Below are 20,753 nucleotides of genomic sequence, written 5' to 3'. Positions count from 1 at the left end.
AAAATCGATTGGCTGATAACAAGAAAGGTCGTCTGAAAACCTTGTGATACGGTTTTCAGACGACCTTTGTTATTGGATATTAATGATGCGTATGACCGATTTGGAAGGTCATGGTGGTGTAGTTCGCCTGTTTTTGGCACACGCTTTGATCAGGGAAATCGGCTTTGTGTTCTACGCTTGCTTTCCAAAAGCCTTGGCGCAGGGGGATGATGCTGACTTCGCCTTTGTCGTCCGTAGTGTCGGAGAAGGCTTGGGCTTCGGTTTTGTGGGTTTTGCTGCGGTCGCTGGTGTCAAAACCGTCAAATGTGGCGGTAACGGTGGCGTTGGACAGCGGCTCGCCGTTGAAAAGGACGCGGACTTTGAAGCGTTCACCGACGTGGACGTTGGCGGGATTATCCAGCGGAACGATTTCTAAATGTTGTCCGACTTGCTTGGTGATGACGGCGGTGTCTGCGCTTTCGTGTCCGACGTTGACGATGTTTTTACCGAACATTCGGGTTTGTTCGCAATAGCTGGCGTCAGGCATTTCTTTGATGCTCGCCTGTTTCCAGCCTGCGCTGTTTTTGGACCAGAAGGTCGGTTGGTATTCGGCGATAACGAGGTAGCTGCCGTCTTTAACGGGCTGTTTGCTGCGGTATTGGTAGTTGAACATCCCTTTTTGAATCAGATTTTCTTTGCCTTTTTCGGTAACGAGCTGCATGGGTTTGCTGAAAATGTGCAGGCGGTCTTTGGCGATGGGTTCGAGTTCGGGGAACTCGCCGTAGCCCAATTCGGCTTGAAGGTATTCGCCGCCGTGCGTATGGGCGGTTTCGACCCAAACGCGGTGTGCGTGGGCGGCTGTACTGAACAGAAGCGCGGATGCGATAAACAATGCGGTTTTTTTCATGGTTTCTCCAAATGTATCGGGTAGAAAATTTGATTGGTTATAATATAACAATTTTATTTATAACGAAACGGTTTCATGAAAAAAGGTCGTCTGAAACAGGATTTCTGTTTTCAGACGACCTTTCGCTTATCTGGTGTTTACGCGTTAACCGGCTTTAGAAGCAATCTGAGGTTTTCGTTTTTCACTTGCAACAGCAAATCGATATTGGGATGCTTGCCCGGATTGTCTTGCGCATCGACGACGTGTTCAGCAAACCAATCCAAACCCTGCGCAGCAGCAGCTGCATCGAGTTTGCCGCCGAAATTCAATGCCAAAGCGTTGTAGAGTTTCAGCGAGCCTTGCTTGCCGGGCGCATTGGGGATGTGATGGACGGCTTTGCCTTGTGCGTCGAGGATGTCGAGTCCGCTCAAATGACCGATGTCAGGCATGGCGGCGAGGTTGTCTTGGAAGCTCATGGGTGTCCTTTCTAACATGGGATTTTCAACGAAAAATACCTTGTATAGTGGATTAACTTTAAACCAGTACGGCGTTGCCTCGCCTTAGCTCAAAGAGAACGATTCTCTAAGGTGCTGAAGCACCAAGTGAATCGGTTCCGTACTATCTGCACTGTCTGCGGCTTCGTCGCCTTGTCCTGATTTAAAGTTAATCCACTATAAAAAGGTCGTCTGAAACCCATACATTCAGTTTCAGACGACCTCAAATCACGAATCAGCGCGTACCGAAAATCTTATCGCCCGCATCGCCCAAGCCGGGGATGATGTAGCCGTTTTCGTTCAGATGGCTGTCGAGGGCGGCGGTGTATATGGTAACGTCAGGATGCGCTTCATTGACGGCTTTGACGCCTTCGGGCGCGGCAACGAGTACCAACGCTTTGATATTTTTGCAGCCTTTCGCCTTCAACAGGTCAATAGTGGCAACCATAGAGCCGCCGGTCGCGAGCATGGGGTCGATAATCAGCGCGGGACGTTCGTCCATGCTGTCCACGAATTTTTCAAAATAGGAAACGGGTTTGAGCGTTTCTTCGTCGCGCTGCAATCCGACCACGCTGATTTTGGCAGTCGGGATCAGGTCGAGCACGCCGTCGAGCATACCCAAACCGGCACGCAAAATCGGCACGACGGTCAAGGTTTTGCCCTTGATGCGGTCGCCTTCGATTTGACCGCACCAGCCGTCGATAATGTATTTTTCAATTTCAAAATCACGGCTGGCTTCGTAAGCCATCAGGCGCGCCAGCTCGGTAGTGAGGGTGCGGAATTTGTAAGTGCTGCAATCGGTCTCGCGCATGAGCGTGAGTTTGTGGCGGACAAGTGGGTGATTGATAACGGTTACGTTCATTTGGCAGGCCTCGGATTGTTTTTGAATGGGTGTAATTATACTTTTTTTTATAACGAAACAAAATAAAGGATACGCAACGGCGGCTTATTTTCTGCGATCTTCAGGCTTACGTTTCCCCAATGGTTTTGCCCCACTCTTCTATCTGGCGGTTTAAACCGCTCCCTACACCTTTACCCGACACCCCGATTTCGCGCTTTCATATACTTTCTCCAGCAGCCCCAGCACTTGAGCCACTTGGCGCGGTTGTACCGCTGTGGGAGATTTGCCTTGCAGCGCGTCATAAAGGTTTTCATAAAGCGCGATATAGAAATTGTCGTCGCTGAGCGCTCTTTCATGCTGATAACGCACGTCGGCATAAAGTTCGTCAGGCATCCCGAAAATATCGACTGCCATATCCATGAGGTGCGAACCCAAATCGTACACCAGCCCCACGCCCGCCTCGCCTGTTTCCTTCCAGCGTTTTTTGTTCAAGGCAGCCGCATAACGCTCGAAACGGAACTCTGCATCCACAATTTCGCCCAAGAGGTCGTCTGAAAGCAGCTTTTTGGCGGTCAACGGCGCGCTGTCCCAACGTCGGTTTTGGTAAACGGTCAGCAATACGCCCTGCCGTTCGGCAAGTTCCGCCAGTTGCAAGGCTTGCGCCGCCGTGGCGCACAACGGTTTTTCCACCACCACATTTTTACCCGCACGCAAAGCCTGAGCGGCAAAATCGAAATGCGTCTGGTTTGGCGTGGTAACGACCACCAAATCGACATCGTCGGTAAGCAATTCCTCAAACGAACGCACGGTCTGCGCCTGCGGCAGGACTTCCTGTGCCCTATTGCTGCTGCGTTCAAACACGCGCACGACTTCAAACCGCGCATCCGCACGCCAAAACGGCAAATGAAACACCTGCGCCGACATGCCGAACCCCGCCAATCCGATTTTGATTTTCTGCATAGCCAAACTCCTTTTCAGACGGCCTCAAATTGCCGTATATCCGTTATAATACCGCACTTATTTCACACAGGCCGTCTGAAAACAAAGTTGAAACGGCCGCCGCCGTTTAAGGAAAACCATGAGAAAACCGCAACGCGGCTATGCCCGCCAAGACCGTGTCAAAGAACAAATCATGCGCGAACTGGCCGAGCTGGTCCGCACCGGCCTGAAAGACCCGCGCGCAGGCTTCATCACCATCAACGAAGTCGAAGTCACCCGCGATTACAGCCACGCCACCGTGTTCTACACCGTCCTCGACGACAGCACCCGCGACATTACCGAAGAAGCCTTGGAACACGCCAAAGGCCACTTGCGCAGCGAGTTGGCCAAACGCATCAAACTCTTCAAAACGCCCGAACTGCACTTCAAATACGACGAATCGCTCGAACGCGGCATGAGCATCTCCAGCCTCATCGACCAAGTAGCGGCGGAAAAACCGGTGGAAGATTAAAGGTAAAGGTCGTCTGAAAACGCCGCAGTAAAACCGCGAACCTGTTTTCAGACGACCTTTTGCAATCATTTCCCATCCACACACCTGCCATTTACCCTCCCCCATTATGACCGCCAAACCCGCCAAACGCCCCGTCAACGGCGTCCTTCTGCTCGACAAGCCCGAAGGACTTTCCAGCAACACCGCCCTGCAAAAAACCCGCCGTCTCTACAACGCCGAGAAAGCGGGGCATACCGGCGTACTCGATCCTTTGGCAACCGGACTTTTACCCGTCTGCTTCGGCGAAGCGACCAAGTTCGCCCAATACCTGCTGGATGCCGACAAAGCCTACACCGCCACGCTGAAACTCGGCGAAGCCAGCAGCACGGGCGATGCCGAAGGCGAAATCATCGCCACCGCCCGTGCCGATATTTCCTTAACCGAATTTCAGACGGCATGCCAAGCCCTGACGGGCGACATCCGCCAAGTGCCGCCGATGTTTTCCGCCCTCAAACACGAAGGCAAACCGCTGTACGAATACGCCCGCAAAGGCATCGTCATCGAACGCAAACCGCGCGACATCACCATTTACGCTATTGATATTACCGAGTTTGACGCGCCCAAAGCCGTCATCGACGTACGTTGCAGCAAAGGCACCTACATCCGCACCCTCAGCGAAGACATCGCCAAACACATCGGCACGTTCGCCCACCTGACCGCCCTGCGCCGCACCGAAACCGCCGGCTTCACCATCCGCGAAAGCCACACGCTAGACACATTGGCAGAATTAAACGAAACCGAACGCGACGCCCTGCTCCTGCCCTGCGACGTTTTAGTGCGGCACCTCCCCAAAATCGAACTGAACGACCGCGCCGTAGCCATGCTCAAATGCGGCCAACGCCCGCAGTTTACCGAAGACATCCCCGCCGACCAGCCCATCCGCGTTTACGACAGAAGCGGAACATTTATCGGCCTGGTGGAATACCAAAAAGAAATCGGTCGCCTCAAAGCCCTGCGGCTGATGAATACGGCGAAAGACTGAATGGTTTGATGATTCAGTGAAAATATAGGAAAGGTCGTCTGAAAAAGCGGGAAAACGGTTTTTCAGACGACCTTTTTTACAACCATGTTTTGATTGCCAGCCGGTCTAGGAAAGATATAGTGGATTAAATTTAAACCAGTACGGCGTTGCCTCGCCTTGCCGTACTATTTGTACTGTCTACGGCTTCGTCGCCTTGTCCTGATTTAAATTTAATCCACTATAACGCAATGTAGCGTGGGCTTTGCCCACGAAGATGATGAGTAAAAGAGCTGGAGATAATAAGTAAAAAACTGCCGAAACTTCCCCTATTATCCGCGGGCAAAGCCCGCGCTACGGGTTTTAACCGACCATAGTGCAATGAATGCAAAACAGGTCGTCTGAAAATGTACAACTTCTGTTTCAGACGACCTCTTACCCATAAAAAACCGCAGGGATAAACCTGCGGTTTGCTGTTTTACAGTTTGCTGTCTTCGCTGTCGAGGAAGCTTCTGAGGCGGTCGCTGCGGGTTGGATGACGCAGTTTGCGCAGGGCTTTGGCTTCAATTTGACGGATACGTTCGCGGGTTACGTCAAACTGTTTGCCGACTTCTTCGAGCGTGTGGTCGGTATTCATGTCGATACCGAAGCGCATACGCAGGACTTTGGCTTCGCGCGGGGTCAGGCTTTCGAGGATTTCTTTGGTGACTTCGTGCAGGCTGGTGTACATCGCGGCGTCTGCAGGGGCAACGTTGTTGGCGTCCTCGATGAAGTCGCCCAAGTGCGAATCGTCGTCGTCGCCGATCGGGGTTTCCATCGAAATCGGCTCTTTGGCGATTTTCATGATTTTGCGGATTTTGTCTTCCGGCATTTCCATCAACTCGGCAAGTTTGGCGGAATCGGGCTCTTCGCCGGTTTCTTGCAGATACTGGCGGGAGATGCGGTTCATCTTGTTGATGGTTTCAATCATGTGCACCGGAATACGGATGGTGCGCGCCTGGTCGGCAATCGAGCGGGTAATCGCTTGGCGGATCCACCATGTTGCGTAGGTGGAGAATTTGTAGCCGCGGCGGTATTCGAACTTGTCGACCGCCTTCATCAAGCCGATGTTGCCTTCTTGAATCAAATCAAGGAACTGCAAACCGCGGTTGGTGTATTTTTTGGCGATGGAAATCACCAGACGCAAGTTCGCCTGAATCATTTCCTGCTTGGCGGCTGCGGTTTCTTTTTCGCTCAATACCATGTTTTTGTTGATGTCTTTCAGCTCTTCAATGGAAATGCGGGTTTCTTTTTCCATGTTTGCCAACTCGGTTTGTTTTTCGAGGATGGCGTGGCGGAAACGGTCGAGCGCGTCGCTCCAGACTCTGCCTTTGGCGACTTCTTCTTCCACCCATTTCAGGTTGGTGATTTCGGGCAGGAAGTTTTGGATGAAGTAGTCGCGTTCCATATGGGCTCGGTCAAGGCAGATGTCGCGGATTTCGCGTTCGAGCTTGCGGATATTTTCGACACGGCTGCGCAGGTTGCCGCTGAGGCTTTCGATTTGACGGGTGGCAAAGCGGACTTCCAAGAGCTTGTTGGCAATGGCGTCGCGGTGTGCCAGATAATCCGGGTGACGGCTGTCGTGTTTTTCCAGCTTTTTGATCATCTTGCCGTATTCGCTTTCGATGAAGGCGAAATGATCCAGCACTTTTTGCTTCAATTCGGCAAGATGGGCGGCGGACATGGCTTCGGCATCGCTGCCGGAATCGTCGTCATCTTCGTCTTCATCCTCTTCATCTTCGTCGCTGCTACCGGAATCGTCGTCGTTTGACGCGCTTTCCAAGTGCCCCAAGCCCAATTCGTTGAGCAACACTTCGTTCGGATCGATGATGGCTTCAACCACTTCGTCCACGCGGATTTCATCCTTGCGGATTTGCTCGATCAGCGCGAGGATTTCAGCGATAGAACCCGGACAGGCGGAAATCGCCTGCACCATGTTTTTCAGGGCGTTTTCGATTTTTTTGGCGATGATGATTTCGTCTTCGCGGGTCAGCAGGTCAACCTGCCCCATTTCGCGCATATACATACGCACGGGATCGGTGGTTCTGCCGAACTCGGAGTCCGCGCTGGACAAGGCGGCTTCGGCTTCGGCAACGGCATCGTCGTCGGTTACGGCGGCGGCGTTGTCACTCAACAAAATGTCTTCCGCATCAGGTGCCTGCTCGGTCACTTGGATGCCCAAGCCGGAAATCATGCTGACGATGTTGTCGATTTGATCCGCATCGGACATATCGTCGGGCAAGGCGTCGTTGATTTCGGAATAAGTGATGTAGCCGCGCTCCTTACCCATGATGATGAGCTGGCGCAGGCGGGCGCGCTGCTCTTCGAGGGTCAGCGGACGGTTGTCGTCCTGTTCTTGATAGTCTTCGTGATTTTGGTCTTTAGACATGGATTACTTTCTTGATCTGATGGTGTGCCGACGGTTTGCATGATGCACCTGAAGGCGGAACAGAGTGATAACCGATTTAAAGTCAATCTGTTGGGCTATCACTCTGAGGTCGTCTGAAAGCTCTTTGGGACGGGTGTTCTGCGGGATCATATTCGCAGCTTGGGACAATGCTTTTCTGACGGCCTGAAGGTTGCTGGATTCGGCAGGGATTGCCGTTCGTTCAATTTTGCTTTGCCGTCAAAAGCGACAGCAAGAGTTTTTTTTCATTTTCATTCAAACCCGATTGCAGGCTTTTCTGCTTGAGGGTTTCGATTTGTTGGTATTTTAACTCGTTAAGGAGTTTCTTCATGCCGATTTGGAAGTTTTCGCGGTCTTCTTCGCCTCCGCCTTCCATTTCTTCAGAATAGAGTGTCGATTGGAAGATTTGGTTCACGGTTTCTTCATAAGGAGAACCGCGCATATACTCTAAAACCTGCGCGGTAGCAGGTTCCGCGGCATGGCTTTTAATGGTTTCGGCGAGATTGGCAAGACAGGCGAAATCGCCGTCCAACGCCAAATAATCGGGCAGGTCTATATATGCAGCCCAATCCGGATTTATCAAGAGGCTGCGGATTTGCCGTTGCACCAGCGTCAGCATGACGGGTTGCTTGACGGAAATCGGAGGCAGTTTGTAGCTTTTTTGTTTGACGTGCCGCTTCGGTGCTTCCTGCCCCAGCAGTTGGGCGAGATTGTCGGGATCGATGCCGACCAGCTCGCTAAGTCTTTGTTTTAACAGATAAGCCAATGCCGGCGCGGTAATTTGCGCCAAAAGCGGCGAACTGGTTTTCACCAATTCCGCCTTACCTTCCTGCGTATTGAGATTGAGGTCGTCTGAAAGATGTTCCCAGAAATACTCCGACAGCGGCTTGCTTTGGTTCAACAGCGCATCTTCAAATTGCGCTTTTCCGTAAGCGCGGATGTAGCTGTCAGGGTCGTGTTCTTCCGGCAGGAACAAAAAATGCAGCGATTTGTCGTCTTTCAACTGCGGCAACGCATTTTCCAGCGCGCGCCACGCCGCTTTCCGCCCCGCGCTGTCGCCGTCGAAACAGAAATAAATACTGTCCGCCTGCCGCATCAGGATTTTGACGTGTTCCGCCGTCGTCGCCGTGCCCAAAGCCGCCACGCCGTAGCCCACGCCGAACTGCGCCAGCGCGACCACGTCCATATAGCCTTCGACCACCAAGATCCGCCCTGCTTCTTTGACCGCAGCACGTCCTTCATACAATCCGTAAAGGTTTTTTCCTTTATCAAACAGAGGCGTATCAGGCGAATTTAAATATTTCGGCTTCGAGTCGTCCAACACCCTGCCGCCAAAACCAATCACCTGCCCGCGCGGATTGCGAATGGGGAACATAATCCGATGACGGAAACGGTCGTAATGCCGCCCCTCATTGTCAATCACCATACCCGTATCCACCAACGCAGTATTAGGGTACGGCTGGAACACCTGCGCCAAAGGCTGCCAGCCGTCAGGCGCGTAGCCCAAACCATAATGAGCGATGACTTCCGCGCTCAAGCCGCGCTTGTCCAAATAAGCCTTCGCCGCCGGATTGAATTTCAACTGTTGCGCATAAAAATCAGCCGCTGCCGCCGTCGTTTCCTCCAGCGTCTGCTGTTTTTTCTTACGTTCGGCACGGACTTCAGGATTATCGTTCTGCCCGCGCACTTTAGGCACAACCATGCCCACGCGGTCGGCGAGAAACTGCACCGCCTCCGGAAACGACAACCCCTGATGTTCCATCACAAAACCAATCGCCGAACCATGCGCCCCGCAACTGAAACAATGATAAAACTGCTTGGTCGGACTGACCGAAAACGACGGCGTCTTTTCCTTGTGGAACGGACAACAAGCCATATAGTTCGCCCCGCCCTTCTTCAGCGGAACCTGCTCGTCGATAATATCGACAATATCGACTTTGGCCAGAAGCTCGTCAATGAAATCGGATGGAATCATAGTTCGGCGGATGCGTATGGACGGGACAAACGTTTTCAGACGACCTTTTATCTTAAAGGTCGTCTGAAAACAGGATCTCGAATCGGTTTGAAAACAAGGTTCGTATTATAACGTGTATTCAGGATAAAAATAGCACTCTTACAAAACCGACTCCTTAGCTGACAGCTTATGCAACACAAACCCTCGAGGTCGTCTAAAAATTCGTTTTCAGACGACCTCGGGGCTTAAAACTTGTATTCTGCTTTGACGGTAAATTCGTTGCGTTTGTAGCGGTTCAGCCAGGACGAGCTTTTGTTGTCGGTGTGTTTTACGGTGAGGACGGGTACGAAGCCGCGGAGGAAAGGACGGTCAAATTTGATGTCCAACTGATAGGTGCGTTCGAAATCATGGCGGCGGGTTTCCAGCCAGGCATGGTAGTCCTGATAGGCTGTTTTACGCCAGATTGCCTGAAAGGTGGCGTCGATGCCGGATTCGAAACGCTTGTTGACACCTGCACGCAGGCCGTGCCGACGGTAGGAATCCACTTTTTCGCGGCTGTTTTTGCGCAGGTAGTCGTAGCCGCCGAATACCAGCCAGTCTTTCGGCAGGGCGTAGATGGCGGTGGTGAACAGAAGCGTCTGCGGGCCGTTGAAATGTTTTAATTCGCCGCGGTAGCGGTCGTATTTGTGGTCGAGCTGCACGCCCAGCGAGGCTTGGTCGGAAAAGGTGCGGCTGTATGCCGTGCTGATGCCGGCGCTGCTGTCGCGCAGTTTGCCGCCCGACCATTCGTATTGCACCTGCGGGCCGACACTGAAGGAATGGTCTTTGCTCTGAAAACTGTAAGCGGGGCTGACGTTGATATTATGTTCGCCGTATTCTTTGTTGCCGGGATAAAGCCGGCCCCATACGTAGCCGCCCAGTTGCAGGCCGTGGTGGCCGTTGAGCGAAATGCGTCTGCTTAAGTTGGCTTCATATACCCACATCCGGTTTTTCAACGCATCGGGCGCGTAGGCGTCAAGCCGTTCGTTGCGGCAGGACAGCATTCCGGCATCGTCCAGAATCGGCTGCCCGTTCGAATCGAAACCGCAGCTTGTCTGATTGCGGACAACCGTCGCGCCCGACGACTGGTTTAAGTTGGTGTCGTAACCCGCGCCGAACGAAACCGAACCGCTCCACGCATCGCGTTTCTTCAAAGCGTCGGCAAACACTTTGATTTTCTCATTGACGGCGGGCACTTCGGGAATATCGATGCCCTCGAACAATGCCGTCGATTCTTTGTTTTGTTTGTCTATAAACAGCAGCCGCGCCAAATCCAGGCGGCCGCGCAGAAATTCGGGATTTTTGCGGTAAAGCTCGCGGTATTTCGCCAGCGCGGCCTTCAAATCGTCGCGGAACACCGCCTGATTGGCCTCGGCAAACAGCACTATATCGGGGTCGTAATCATCCTGACGGCGGTAAATGTCCAACAGCCGCGCCGTTTCTTCCTCGTTTTGCGCGTTGACCGCCTTCATCAGCGACAACGCCAAATCTTCGCCGTCCTGCATTTCTCCCGCGCCGAATTCGATCGCCGTATTGTCCGCTTCGTTCCTTTCCTGCTGCGCGCGGCGGAGTTCCGTTCCCTGTTTGAGCTGCATGAAGCGGTCTTCCCTGTCGTCGGCAAACGCGTGAGGCAACAGGCTGATAAAAAAAGGAAGGAGCAAAAGGCGTTTCATAAAATTCTTTCCTGTGTATCGGGCGGCTTTGTTTTTCAGACGACCTTTTCAAAGAAAAACTGACATTTCATCTTTACCGGGCAAGAGCATTGTTTATTTGCATGAAAGCCCCTGCCGGGTCGTCTGAAAAATGAGTTTCTCAAGCCCATCGAAACAGCACGCCTTCAAACTCACGGGCCGTTCGGAAAATACCGGCTTAAACGCATTGCGAAGCCCGATATTTCCGAACGGCCCTGTACGATGTGCATTGTGTGTCGGATGATTTGTGTTTTATAGGCGGACGGAATGGGAAACGACAAAAACCGTCCGCCTTATCGCATTATGATTCATTATTTACCGGTTTTCGTACCGCCAAAGGCAGTGTTATAGGCATGGTTTCGGCCAAAATCAGCCACGCCCGCAATCGCTGCGCCTTGGTTACCGAAAAAATGACCACGGGTCGTACCGGCCACTTTGTTTGCCGTAGCTTTACCGGAGAAGGAAGCCTGAGCCGTATTGATGGCGGCATTGTTAACAGCAACTGTCAGACCTGTACGTTTCATTTCGCCGTTCAGCGTTCGTTTACCGAAATCAGCTTTCAACGTACCGTTTAAGAGGGCTGTATTTTGCGTATGATATTGGTTGATACCCTTAACCGTATAAGTGGCAGTACCCGTAGTCGGCAGATTGGTGGTTCGACCCGTGCCGCTGTAGAAGGCAGTGTAATTCGTACCTTTTGTACCGACAGCCGCACCAGGTGCAACATTAGACCAATCACCGAAATAGACATCTAAATTGCCGACTTGTGCGTAAGACAGGCGGCCTAAATGGGAGTGATCAGGCATAGGAATGCGTTCCCATATACCGCCACTCATACGGTGTAAGTTTGCCACTGTTACGCCATTTCTATCCTTAGAAGCAATTGAAGAATAAAATAACTTCACTAACGGATTGTTACGAACTGCATTAACCTGTTCAAATGATACTGGTTTATTGTTCGCATATTCCTTCTTCGCTGTATCCTTAAGGGTATTATCGACAATATTGATAGCAGCCTTACCAACATATTTACCCGAATCTTCTACTGTTGTTTCCAGATGACGTACATTTGCTGCATTATTCGCAGCAGTTTTACCACTTCTTGCCGGATTAGCAGCATACGCAACAGAAACAGAAGACAATGCAAAGATAGCAATTGCAAATGAATTCATTTTCATTTTTAAATCCTTTGTCAAATAATTAAAAATTCACCCAAGAAATAATCACTAAATAAGCTATATGAAAGATTTCTTTCTCAGGCAGGACTATCATACCATAAATATTCGTAATGATAATAGTTTCTTTTTATATTAGAACTTACCCGTAATCCCTATCCTAATGGTTCTACCCGGCGCGGGCATATGGGTAGGATTGATTGGATCAAGATAATAGCGATTGCCCAAATTCGTTCCAACCAGTTCGGCGGTTAGGTTCTTGCCGATTTTGTAGCGCAGATAGGCATCCCATGTAGCGACAGGCTGCCATCTCATATAGTCGGGGTCTGCCTGTTTTCCATTACCTGCTTGGTCGTAATATGCCTGAAAAATCGCCCTGCGGTTTTGATAAACCCTACTGTGGAAATGGAAACGGACGCCGCTTTCCAGTTTGTTGCGAAAGAATCGCCCACCCAGATCTGCATCGATAGACCAGCGGGGTTGAATCGCCGTAGCAAGATAACCGCCAGTGATGCTGCCATGATTGCAGGCTGGATGTTTGATTAATTTTCCTTCTTGAAGATATCTTGATACAACATCAATATCCCTGTATGCATAAGAATCATCACACATCCAGTTTTTCAATGTCCTCAGCACGCCCAATCCGCCAAAAAATTTTCCAGTATCGAAACGCGTCTGCAATTCCACGCCTGTCCTCAATAATTTGTCGAACTGCTCAAACTCGAGATTGTAGTCGCGGTCGATGACGTTTTTTGTTTTGTTGTGGAAGTAGTTGATGCGGAAATCCGCACTTTTCATTTTCGGAAACAGCCCTGTCAAATCATGAATATAGCCGATCTCCCAGTTTTTTGCGTGTTCGGGTTGCCAGCCGTAGCCGTAACGGGCGAATGAGCCTGCCGCTGTCGAGAAGCCGTATGTCCCCTCAAAAATGCTGGGAAAGCGCAGGGTTTCGGTATAGCGCAGATAGGCGCGGGCATAATCGGTAAAATTGACGGTCGCGGAAAAAGCTGGAGCCCACCCGCTACCGCCCTGTTTTCGGGCGCGCTGCAACTCCGCAGGTGTAATCGGAGTCAGATAATTATCCATTTCATTATTTCCTATAAGCACTTTATATGGCAACACCATACGGGGACTGTCAGGGTTATTTGGATCGTATGCGGGGTTGACCACAGGTGTAACCAAACTAGGTGTAGAGAAAATCGGATTTGTACTCGGATTCAAACGGCCTTTATCGTCCTTAAGCCAATAGTATTCCAGCTTGTCCAGCCTTGGTCTGTTTTCATCTTCACGGGGAGTGGGATTTAATATTGCCACCCCTCTTTCATCTATTACGATACTGTCGCTTGCCGCATTGAATTCGTCATTGTTAACCGCATTCAGATAATCACGATATTCCTGCTCGGTAGCCACACGTGTCAGCTTGTAAGCCATCCCACGATTCATCATCAAAGGCTGCCCCCAACTGTCTATTCCCGTTTTCAAACGCTCACTGTGATCTTGTATTTTGAAGTTGGTATAGCGCGCACCTGCCGTCAGTGTCAGCCAGTTCAGCGGCTGATACCGGAAATTGAAACCGAGATTCCATTCCCTACGCCTACCGTTGCGCGGTTCTCCGAAATTGGTCAACTCATAATTGGCTCGGATTTTGTCTTCTTCCACTTCTTCGGGGTATTTGTCCCTTCCCTCATTACGCAACTCTTCGGCAAACTCATTACGGGATCTCAATTTTTCATTTTGGAAATCACCCATTAAGGTCAGCGTCAGCTTATCGTGCAATTTCATACGGTTGGAAAAATTGAAACCGTTGCGGGTATTGTTGGCATAGTAGGCATTGCCCTCTATGGTATTGAAGCGCCCGTTGGTATTCGGAAGCTGTTCGACGACATCCGGTTTTTTTGTGTAACCTGCTTCTTCAATTATTCTCTTGGTTTCTTCGTCATAGGTATGCCATCGATTCATGGCGGTTTTCCATGGAGACAGATTATCCACTCTGTCTTGATACAGAGCATCGCCGGGTGAACCGCCTGCTGTATTGGTTTTGGATTTGGTACGGGTTGTCCACAATGATGCGCTCAAATCTATCCAGCGGCTGCCCTCGGGCTTCCATGCATAATCGATATTGTAGGAACGCTGCTTAACCCATGCCCTCGGCCATTCTGCAATCTTATTCAAGTTTTCCGGCGTGGCATAAATCGGACCGATAACGCGGGAAGGCATGATTTCGCCAAAAATCGCATCAGTATGGCGTAGGCCGAATTTAAGAGTCTGATGGTTCGGCAGACGGAAGGTGGTTTTACCTACCCATGATTTGGTTTCGAGCGAAGTATTGGTTACCTCTCCGCCCGGATGATAAAAAAGTCCGATCTTGGCAATGTCAGGTGAACCTAACATATTTTCACTGCCGTAAAATTTTTCGCCTCTTGCAGCGGCATCCGCAACCCGCCTGTTTAATTCATTGACCGTTTCCATCGTCCAAGGACCGATGTAACCGTAGCGTTCCGCACCTTTTTTACCGGAAAAATAATTGCCTTTACTGCGGTAGGCGTAGGCAAGCATGGCATCGAAATTGTCCTGCTTGGTGGCGGCGGCAATGCGGTAGGCTTTATCCTTCCCAAATTTATTGCGTCCGTTGAAACGCTGGTCGATTCGGTCGGTATCGTCCAACATCGCCCGCCAAATACCGCCAAGTGCGACAACAGGCGCATCCAATGTCCGATAATCGACCGATTTTTCATAGACATTGGCACGTTGTTTGATGGAATTATTGGAAGCTTCCGCCTTCACTTCAAAGCCGTATTTCTGCCCTTCAGGGACAATATCGTCGGCATCGATGGTCTTCAGGGCGATGGAGCCGCCTATGCCGCTTTTCATATCGCGGCTGAACGAGGGGCCTTTTTCGATGGAAACGCTGCTGATGATGTTGGGGTCGACGTAGTTGCGGTTATTTGCGCCTGCGTAGCCGCGCCAGACGGTAATCGCCTGCTCAGTGCCGTCGATGGTAACGGGAATCCGTCCCTGCCCCTGTACGCCGCGTATATTGGGATCCAACGCGCCGCTGTTGCGCGCGTCGCCGCTGTACACGCCGGACATACCGCTTAAAAGGTCGGATACGGTGTTGCCTTTGAAGGTTTCGACTTCGTTTTTGCCTTTGTAAAGATTGACGATTTCGCGGGTATAAACCCGGTTTTTACCGATTTCGTCTTTATTGCGTGTGCCTTTGACGGTAACGGTATCGAGAATGACGGTCGGCGTATTATCCGCAGCATAAATGATGGGAGAAAAACCGATGGCTGCGATGCAGGCGGCAAGGGTGTTAACTTTGACTGGCTTCATAACGGATTCCTTGTGTGGCGAAATGTCAGACAGCGTCGTCTGAAAATGTTCAGACGACCTCGGAAAGGTTTTGCCGCAAATCAATTGAAATATACATTTAATGATTTTGATTATTATTTGTGTAATTTTCGATGATTTTAACAAGGTTTTAATGATGTGAGAACATTTATCCGATATATTCACATTCAACAACTAAAATATTTTTAAAACCTATTCTATTGTTTCAACATAAAAATATTTAATTTCTATATAAATAATCCAAATAAAAAAGTTGCCTGAATATGTCTTATCAGTCAGTTAAAACACTTTCTCACAATTCAAATGGGAAAGTCCTAACCAAGCCTGTAAGGTATTTTCAGACGACTTTTTAGTTGCCTGCTTCCATTCAGTGCCTCGGCTCTTCTTTCTCCTTTTGCACAAACTGCTCAATCAGTTTGCGCTTTTCACCTATGAAGAGAATAATGACCTTCATCCATCATCTATACATACGAGGGCAGGCATGAACTCTTTTGCATCATTGTTAAACCATCCTGATATTTCTTTTTCCCCGATTCCAGACAGTATCAAAGTCGATAATCCGGCAGCGGGTGAGACTTTGGCGTTTGTCCGCACAACCCATTCAGACGACCTCAAGTTACTAATTCAAAGAGCGGAGGCCGCACAAAAATTATGGGCGGCAAAAACCGCGTTGGAACGCGCCGATGTGTTGTGGCGTTGGTATTTTCTGATAAAGGAAAACAAAGAAGAGCTGGCACGCATCATGACGATGGAACAGGGCAAAAGCCTGACCGAGGCGCGCGGCGAAATCGATTATGCGGCTTCGTTTGTGCGCTGGTTTGCCGAAGAGGCGCGGCGGATTGACGGCGATGTGCTGACGAGTGTGAAAGCATCGCAAAAACTGGTCGTGTTGAAACAGCCCGTCGGCGTTACCGCCGCGATTACGCCGTGGAACTTTCCGTCCGCGATGATTGCGCGCAAGGTTGCGCCTGCTTTGGCGGTTGGCTGCGCGATGATTGTCAAACCTGCGTCGCTCACGCCTCTGAGCGCGTATGCGCTGGCTCTACTGGCTTACGAAGCGGGCGTGCCACACGATTTGCTTCCCGTCGTCAGCGGTCGCGCTTCGGAAATCAGCCATGAATTTGCCACGAACCCAACCGTGCGCAAAATCAGCTTCACCGGCTCGACCGAAGTCGGCGCGAAAATTTTTGCCGACAGCGCGGCTGACATTAAAAAACTCAGTTTGGAGCTGGGCGGCAACGCGCCGTTTATCGTGTTTGACGATGCCGATTTGGACAAAGCCGTCGAAGGCGCGATCGCCAGCAAGTTCCGCAACAGCGGTCAGACCTGCGTCTGCACCAACCGCGTTTACGCCCAATCAGGCATTTACGATGAATTTTGCCGCAAATTAAGTGAAAAAGTGGCCGCGCTCAAATTGGGCAACGGTCTGGATGAAGGCGTGAACCAAGGACCGCTGATTGAGGAAAAAGCGGTGGAAAAAGTCGAGCAGCACATCGCCGACGCGCTCTCCAAAGGCGCAAGCTGCCTGACCGGCGGCAAACGCAGCGCGTTGGGCGGAACGTTTTTCGAACCGACTGTCTTAAGCGGCGTAACGGCGCAAATGGCGGTGGCGCGCGAAGAAACCTTCGGACCTTTGTGTCCCGTGTTCCGCTTTGAAACCGAAGCCGAAGTCATCGCGGCCGCCAACGATACGGAATACGGTTTGGCGGCCTACCTCTTTACCTCCGACACCGCCCGCCAGTGGCGCGTCGGCGAAGCCCTGGAATACGGCATGGTCGGCATCAATACCGGCTTAATCAGCAATGAAGTAGCACCGTTCGGCGGCGTGAAACGCAGCGGGCTGGGACGCGAAGGCAGCAAATACGGTGCGGACGAATATTTGGAATTGAAATATTTGTGTATTGATGTGGCGGATTGAGTTTGGTCTCAGGAGGTCGTCTGAAAACGTAACTTCAACAAGTTAATCGCCCTATCTTCTAACTCACCCGACAACTTCAATATTGCCAGATCTAAACTCTGGACAAACAATTTTTTGAAGCCGCAATCGGCTCCGTAGTACCTACGTTTCCTGCAGCCTAGAAATTGGCATAAAATTGTATAGTGGATTAAATTTAAACCAGTACGGCGTTGCCTCGCCTTGCCGTACTATTTGTACTGTCTGCGGCTTCGTCGCCTTGTCCTGATTTAAATTTAATCCACTATATTGTTAAACTTTTCATCATCAATAAAAAAACCGACCTTTCGCAGGTCGGTTTCTATTTATAGCAAAAATACCAAATGGTGATTATTGATACGCTTCCAAATCTGCCAAAATTTGATTCAGGCTATCCTTGACTTCTTCCGCCTTTGCAGCGGGATTACCGTTTGCATCCAAAGAATCACGGCTGAAGCTGTCGACATAAGGCGCAAATGTATCTTTCAGCTTCAACAGTTTCACCACATCGGAACGGGTGTAACGATCGCCGCCGTAACCGACAACAATACCGTTCTCATGTTGCCACTGGGCAAATTGTGACGGGCTGATTTGCACCAGTTCGCACATTTCGTCCAGCGAAAAATAACGTTTTGCAGGAATAACGGGATTAGCGTTGTTTGTCATAGTAATGCTCCACCATGCCTTTGAGTTTTTGGCTGGCATGGAAAGTTACTACGCGGCGGGCGGTAATCGGTACTTCTTCGCCGGTTTTCGGATTACGGCCGGGACGTTGCGGTTTGTCGCGCAACTGAAAATTACCGAAACCGGAAATTTTGATTTCTTCGCCGCGCGCCAAAGTGCTGCGGATTTCTTCAAAAAAGAGTTCGACGATTTCTTTGGCATCGTTTTTGGTTACATTGCTGACTTTATCTACCAAAATATCGGCCAATTCGGCTTTAGTTAATGTCATATTATTACCTTCTGTTGTAACAGGTGCAGATTATTACCAATTTCTATTTAAAATTCAAGCGAATATTTATTTTTTAACTGCGAAGTTGCGCTCCCGCAGCAGTTGCCGCGTCAATCAGTTTTCCGATAACCGGCTCGACTGTTTCATCCGTCAGCGTGTTTTCCATATCCTGCAAAATCACTTTGACCGCCATGCTCTTCATCCCTTCAGGCAGGCCCGTACCGCGATACACGTCAAACACGCTGATTTCCTGTACCAACTTGTTTGCCGCGCCTTTCAAGGCGGCCAACAAATCATCATGGGTCATGGTTTCAGGCATCACAAACGCCAAATCCCTGCGCACCGGCTGGAATTTTGATACTGCCTGATAGCGCGTTTTTTCCCGTTCCAACACGGCTGACATGTCGATTTCAAATACCAGCGGCGCTTGCGGCAAGTCGTATTTTTGCAGCCATTTCGGATGTAATTCGCCGACAAAACCGATGACTTGGCCGTCTGAAACGATATTGGCGGCGCGGCCGGGATGCAGGGCGGGATGTTCGGTTTTGACGAACTCAACTGCTTTATTTTTCAACAGATTTTCCACATCTGCTTTGATGTCGTAAAAATCCGCGTTGCGCGTTTTCTTGCCCCATTGTTCGGGCATAGCCGCGCCGTACCACAGGCCGCCGATACGTTCGTTTTGCACAAACAGGCCGTCTGAACCTTTGCTGAACACGCGGGCGATTTCAAACACACGCACGCGGTTTTGCTTGCGGTTCAGGTTGTTTTGCAGAATTTCCACCAAGCCGCCGATGAGCGTGGAACGCATCACGGCATACTGCGCCGCCAGCGGGTTTTGCAGGCGGATGGGGTTGTCGTTTGCGGCAAAGTCGTGTTCCCACTGTTCGTCAACGAAGGCGTAGCTGACCACTTCGCGGTAGCCGCACACCGCCATTTCGTTATAAACGGCAAATCGCGGACGGCGGGTTTCGGGCAGCGCCAGCATTTTCAGACGACCTGACGTGTAATCGTCAGGGATATTTTCATAGCCGTAAACGCGGCCGATTTCTTCAATCAAATCGGCTTCGATTTCGATGTCGAAACGGAAACTCGGCGCGGTAACGCGGAAGCCTTCCGCCGTTTTTTCAGGTTGCAGACCCAAGTGCTGCAAAATGGTTTCCACCTGTTCGGCAGGAATGTCCACACCCAACACGGTTTTCAGACGACCCAAACGCAATTCAACCTGCTGCGCTTCAGGCAATTCGCCCTGCGCTTCCACCATTTCGCCCGCCGCACCGCCGCAGATTTGCAAAACCAATTCGGTAGCGCGTTCGATGGCATCAGCCTGCAAACGGTAATCCACGCCGCGCTCAAAGCGGAACGACGAATCCGAGCCAAAACCGTACTGGCGCGATTTGCCGGCAATGATTTCAGGCGCAAACCAAGCCGCTTCCAGCACAATATTTTGCGTGTCGTCTGAAACCGCGCTCGCTGCGCCGCCCATCAGCCCTGCCAAACTCAACGCGCCTTTTTCGTCGGCCACTACCAGCGTGTTTTCAGACAGAGAGACGGTTTTCTCGTTCAGGCATTCCAGCGTTTCACCTTCGCTCGCACGGCGGATGTGCAGGCTACCTGAAAGTTTGTCAGCATCGAAAACATGCATCGGCTGACCGATTTCCAGCATCACATAATTGCCAATGTCCACCAGCGCGGAAAGGCTGCGGATACCGCTGCGCTCCAAATGCTGCCTCATCCAATCCGGCGTAGCAGCGCGCGTGTTCACGTTTTCAATCACGCGGCTGATAAAGCGGCCGCAATCGGCAGGCGCATCAATCTGCACGGGCTGTTTGCGGCTGCCCGTGATTGGCGCGGCATGGATTGCAGGCTGCTTAAACGCGCAACCCGTCAGCGCGGACACTTCGCGCGCAATGCCTTTGATGCTCAGGCAGTCGGTACGGTTCGGTGTGATTTTCAGTATGAATACTGTATCGTCCAAATCCAAATATTCACGGATGTTTGCGCCGACAGGAGCATCTTGCGGCAGAATGTGCAAGCCGTTCACACCGTCGTCAGGCAGACCGAGTTCATCGGTGGAACACAACATCCCGTTCGACACCACGCCGCGCATCTTGGTCGGCTTGATTTTGAAATTGCCCAGCAACACCGCACCCGGTAGCGAACACGGCACTTTGATGCCCGCTTTCACATTCGGCGCACCACACACAATCTGCACTAACTCGCCCGTACCCGCATCGACTTGGGTAACGTTCAAACGGTCGGCATCTGGATGTTTTTCAACGGATTTCACTTCGGCAATCACCACGCCCGTAAACGCAGGCGCGGCAGTCTCGGCTTCTTCCACTTCCAAGCCGGACATGGTTAACAGATGTTCCAGCTTATCGGCGGAAAGTTCGGTATCGGCTTGAGTTTTCAGCCATGAGTAGGAGAATTGCATGTTATGTTCTCAATCAACTAATTAACTTTTTATCAGATTTTGTTTTCAGACGACCTGTTTATGTTGGCGTGTAGTCTGCTTTTTCACTTTATTGAAGCTGTTGCTTTCAGGTAGCCTTTTCACACCTT

Annotated in this window: 15 protein-coding genes; 3 read left to right on the top strand and 12 right to left on the bottom strand. The window is 50.9% G+C overall.

Features of this window, described 5'->3' with window-relative positions:
- Positions 1–79: 79 nt before the first annotated feature.
- The 4 genes from DBZ16_RS08075 to DBZ16_RS08050 form a co-directional block, all read right to left on the bottom strand.
- The gene (locus DBZ16_RS08075; RefSeq protein WP_107813605.1) at positions 80–886 is read right to left on the bottom strand and encodes a DUF4198 domain-containing protein; all 807 of its coding nucleotides are present in this window, start codon (positions 884–886) and stop codon (positions 80–82) included.
- 137 nt (positions 887–1,023) lie between these two features.
- Positions 1,024–1,341, bottom strand: a complete 318-nt coding sequence (locus DBZ16_RS08065) for a DUF2322 family protein (RefSeq protein ID WP_107813604.1) — start codon at positions 1,339–1,341, stop codon at positions 1,024–1,026.
- A gap of 253 nt (positions 1,342–1,594) precedes the next feature.
- The gene (upp, locus tag DBZ16_RS08055; RefSeq protein WP_107813603.1) at positions 1,595–2,221 is read right to left on the bottom strand and encodes a uracil phosphoribosyltransferase; all 627 of its coding nucleotides are present in this window, start codon (positions 2,219–2,221) and stop codon (positions 1,595–1,597) included.
- 162 nt (positions 2,222–2,383) lie between these two features.
- Complete coding sequence (locus DBZ16_RS08050; protein WP_107813602.1) at positions 2,384–3,160, bottom strand: Gfo/Idh/MocA family protein; 777 nt, start codon at positions 3,158–3,160, stop codon at positions 2,384–2,386.
- 118 nt (positions 3,161–3,278) lie between these two features.
- Here DBZ16_RS08050 and rbfA point away from each other — a divergent pair, with 118 nt between their 5' ends.
- Entirely contained in the window at positions 3,279–3,650 is a 372-nt protein-coding gene (rbfA, locus tag DBZ16_RS08045; protein ID WP_003685554.1) for a 30S ribosome-binding factor RbfA, read from the top strand.
- A gap of 106 nt (positions 3,651–3,756) precedes the next feature.
- The gene (gene truB / locus DBZ16_RS08040; protein WP_107813601.1) at positions 3,757–4,671 is read left to right on the top strand and encodes a tRNA pseudouridine(55) synthase TruB; all 915 of its coding nucleotides are present in this window, start codon (positions 3,757–3,759) and stop codon (positions 4,669–4,671) included.
- Positions 4,672–5,125: 454 nt separating this feature from the next.
- On the opposite strand, the gene rpoD is transcribed toward truB, so the two are convergent.
- The 5 genes from rpoD to DBZ16_RS08010 form a co-directional block, all read right to left on the bottom strand.
- On the bottom strand, positions 5,126–7,075 hold the full coding sequence (gene rpoD, locus DBZ16_RS08035; protein ID WP_107813600.1) for an RNA polymerase sigma factor RpoD: 1,950 nt from the start codon (positions 7,073–7,075) through the stop codon (positions 5,126–5,128).
- A gap of 220 nt (positions 7,076–7,295) precedes the next feature.
- Positions 7,296–9,068 (bottom strand): DNA primase, encoded by a 1,773-nt coding sequence (gene dnaG / locus DBZ16_RS08025; RefSeq protein ID WP_107813598.1) that lies wholly within the window; start codon positions 9,066–9,068, stop codon positions 7,296–7,298.
- Between the two features lie 224 nt (positions 9,069–9,292).
- A complete protein-coding gene (locus DBZ16_RS08020; protein WP_107813597.1) occupies positions 9,293–10,759 on the bottom strand; it encodes a surface lipoprotein assembly modifier in 1,467 nt (488 codons plus the stop codon).
- Positions 10,760–11,088: 329 nt separating this feature from the next.
- Positions 11,089–11,955: a Slam-dependent surface lipoprotein gene (locus tag DBZ16_RS08015; protein ID WP_107813596.1), complete on the bottom strand. Its 867-nt coding sequence runs from the start codon at positions 11,953–11,955 to the stop codon at positions 11,089–11,091.
- A 132-nt stretch (positions 11,956–12,087) separates the two neighbouring features.
- Positions 12,088–15,285: a TonB-dependent receptor domain-containing protein gene (locus tag DBZ16_RS08010; protein ID WP_107813595.1), complete on the bottom strand. Its 3,198-nt coding sequence runs from the start codon at positions 15,283–15,285 to the stop codon at positions 12,088–12,090.
- A 499-nt stretch (positions 15,286–15,784) separates the two neighbouring features.
- Here DBZ16_RS08010 and DBZ16_RS08005 point away from each other — a divergent pair, with 499 nt between their 5' ends.
- Positions 15,785–17,221, top strand: a complete 1,437-nt coding sequence (locus DBZ16_RS08005; RefSeq protein ID WP_107813594.1) for an NAD-dependent succinate-semialdehyde dehydrogenase — start codon at positions 15,785–15,787, stop codon at positions 17,219–17,221.
- Positions 17,222–17,587: 366 nt separating this feature from the next.
- Here DBZ16_RS08005 and DBZ16_RS08000 read toward each other — a convergent pair whose 3' ends face one another.
- The 3 genes from DBZ16_RS08000 to pheT form a co-directional block, all read right to left on the bottom strand.
- On the bottom strand, positions 17,588–17,902 hold the full coding sequence (locus DBZ16_RS08000; protein WP_107813593.1) for a hypothetical protein: 315 nt from the start codon (positions 17,900–17,902) through the stop codon (positions 17,588–17,590).
- Positions 17,886–18,188: an integration host factor subunit alpha gene (locus DBZ16_RS07995; RefSeq protein WP_003675494.1), complete on the bottom strand. Its 303-nt coding sequence runs from the start codon at positions 18,186–18,188 to the stop codon at positions 17,886–17,888. The genes DBZ16_RS08000 and DBZ16_RS07995 overlap by 17 nt, the downstream gene beginning before the upstream one ends.
- A gap of 73 nt (positions 18,189–18,261) precedes the next feature.
- Positions 18,262–20,625 (bottom strand): phenylalanine--tRNA ligase subunit beta, encoded by a 2,364-nt coding sequence (gene pheT, locus DBZ16_RS07990; RefSeq protein ID WP_107813592.1) that lies wholly within the window; start codon positions 20,623–20,625, stop codon positions 18,262–18,264.
- Between the last annotated feature and the right edge of the window lie 128 nt (positions 20,626–20,753).

It is taken from the genome of Neisseria sicca (assembly GCF_003044565.1).
Taxonomy (GTDB): domain Bacteria; phylum Pseudomonadota; class Gammaproteobacteria; order Burkholderiales; family Neisseriaceae; genus Neisseria; species Neisseria sicca_A.
This window is presented reverse-complemented; position numbering and strand designations above follow the sequence as displayed.

What these genes read in the sequence shown, in the direction of transcription:
- DBZ16_RS08075 (WP_107813605.1), bottom strand. Translation starts at nt 886, where the DNA reads ATGAAAAAAACCGCATTGTTTATCGCATCCGCGCTTCTGTTCAGTACA.
- DBZ16_RS08065 (WP_107813604.1), bottom strand. Translation starts at nt 1,341, where the DNA reads ATGAGCTTCCAAGACAACCTCGCCGCCATGCCTGACATCGGTCATTTG.
- upp (WP_107813603.1), bottom strand. Translation starts at nt 2,221, where the DNA reads ATGAACGTAACCGTTATCAATCACCCACTTGTCCGCCACAAACTCACG.
- DBZ16_RS08050 (WP_107813602.1), bottom strand. Translation starts at nt 3,160, where the DNA reads ATGCAGAAAATCAAAATCGGATTGGCGGGGTTCGGCATGTCGGCGCAG.
- rbfA (WP_003685554.1), top strand. Translation starts at nt 3,279, where the DNA reads ATGAGAAAACCGCAACGCGGCTATGCCCGCCAAGACCGTGTCAAAGAA.
- truB (WP_107813601.1), top strand. Translation starts at nt 3,757, where the DNA reads ATGACCGCCAAACCCGCCAAACGCCCCGTCAACGGCGTCCTTCTGCTC.
- rpoD (WP_107813600.1), bottom strand. Translation starts at nt 7,075, where the DNA reads ATGTCTAAAGACCAAAATCACGAAGACTATCAAGAACAGGACGACAAC.
- dnaG (WP_107813598.1), bottom strand. Translation starts at nt 9,068, where the DNA reads ATGATTCCATCCGATTTCATTGACGAGCTTCTGGCCAAAGTCGATATT.
- DBZ16_RS08020 (WP_107813597.1), bottom strand. Translation starts at nt 10,759, where the DNA reads ATGAAACGCCTTTTGCTCCTTCCTTTTTTTATCAGCCTGTTGCCTCAC.
- DBZ16_RS08015 (WP_107813596.1), bottom strand. Translation starts at nt 11,955, where the DNA reads ATGAAAATGAATTCATTTGCAATTGCTATCTTTGCATTGTCTTCTGTT.
- DBZ16_RS08010 (WP_107813595.1), bottom strand. Translation starts at nt 15,285, where the DNA reads ATGAAGCCAGTCAAAGTTAACACCCTTGCCGCCTGCATCGCAGCCATC.
- DBZ16_RS08005 (WP_107813594.1), top strand. Translation starts at nt 15,785, where the DNA reads ATGAACTCTTTTGCATCATTGTTAAACCATCCTGATATTTCTTTTTCC.
- DBZ16_RS08000 (WP_107813593.1), bottom strand. Translation starts at nt 17,902, where the DNA reads ATGACAAACAACGCTAATCCCGTTATTCCTGCAAAACGTTATTTTTCG.
- DBZ16_RS07995 (WP_003675494.1), bottom strand. Translation starts at nt 18,188, where the DNA reads ATGACATTAACTAAAGCCGAATTGGCCGATATTTTGGTAGATAAAGTC.
- pheT (WP_107813592.1), bottom strand. Translation starts at nt 20,625, where the DNA reads ATGCAATTCTCCTACTCATGGCTGAAAACTCAAGCCGATACCGAACTT.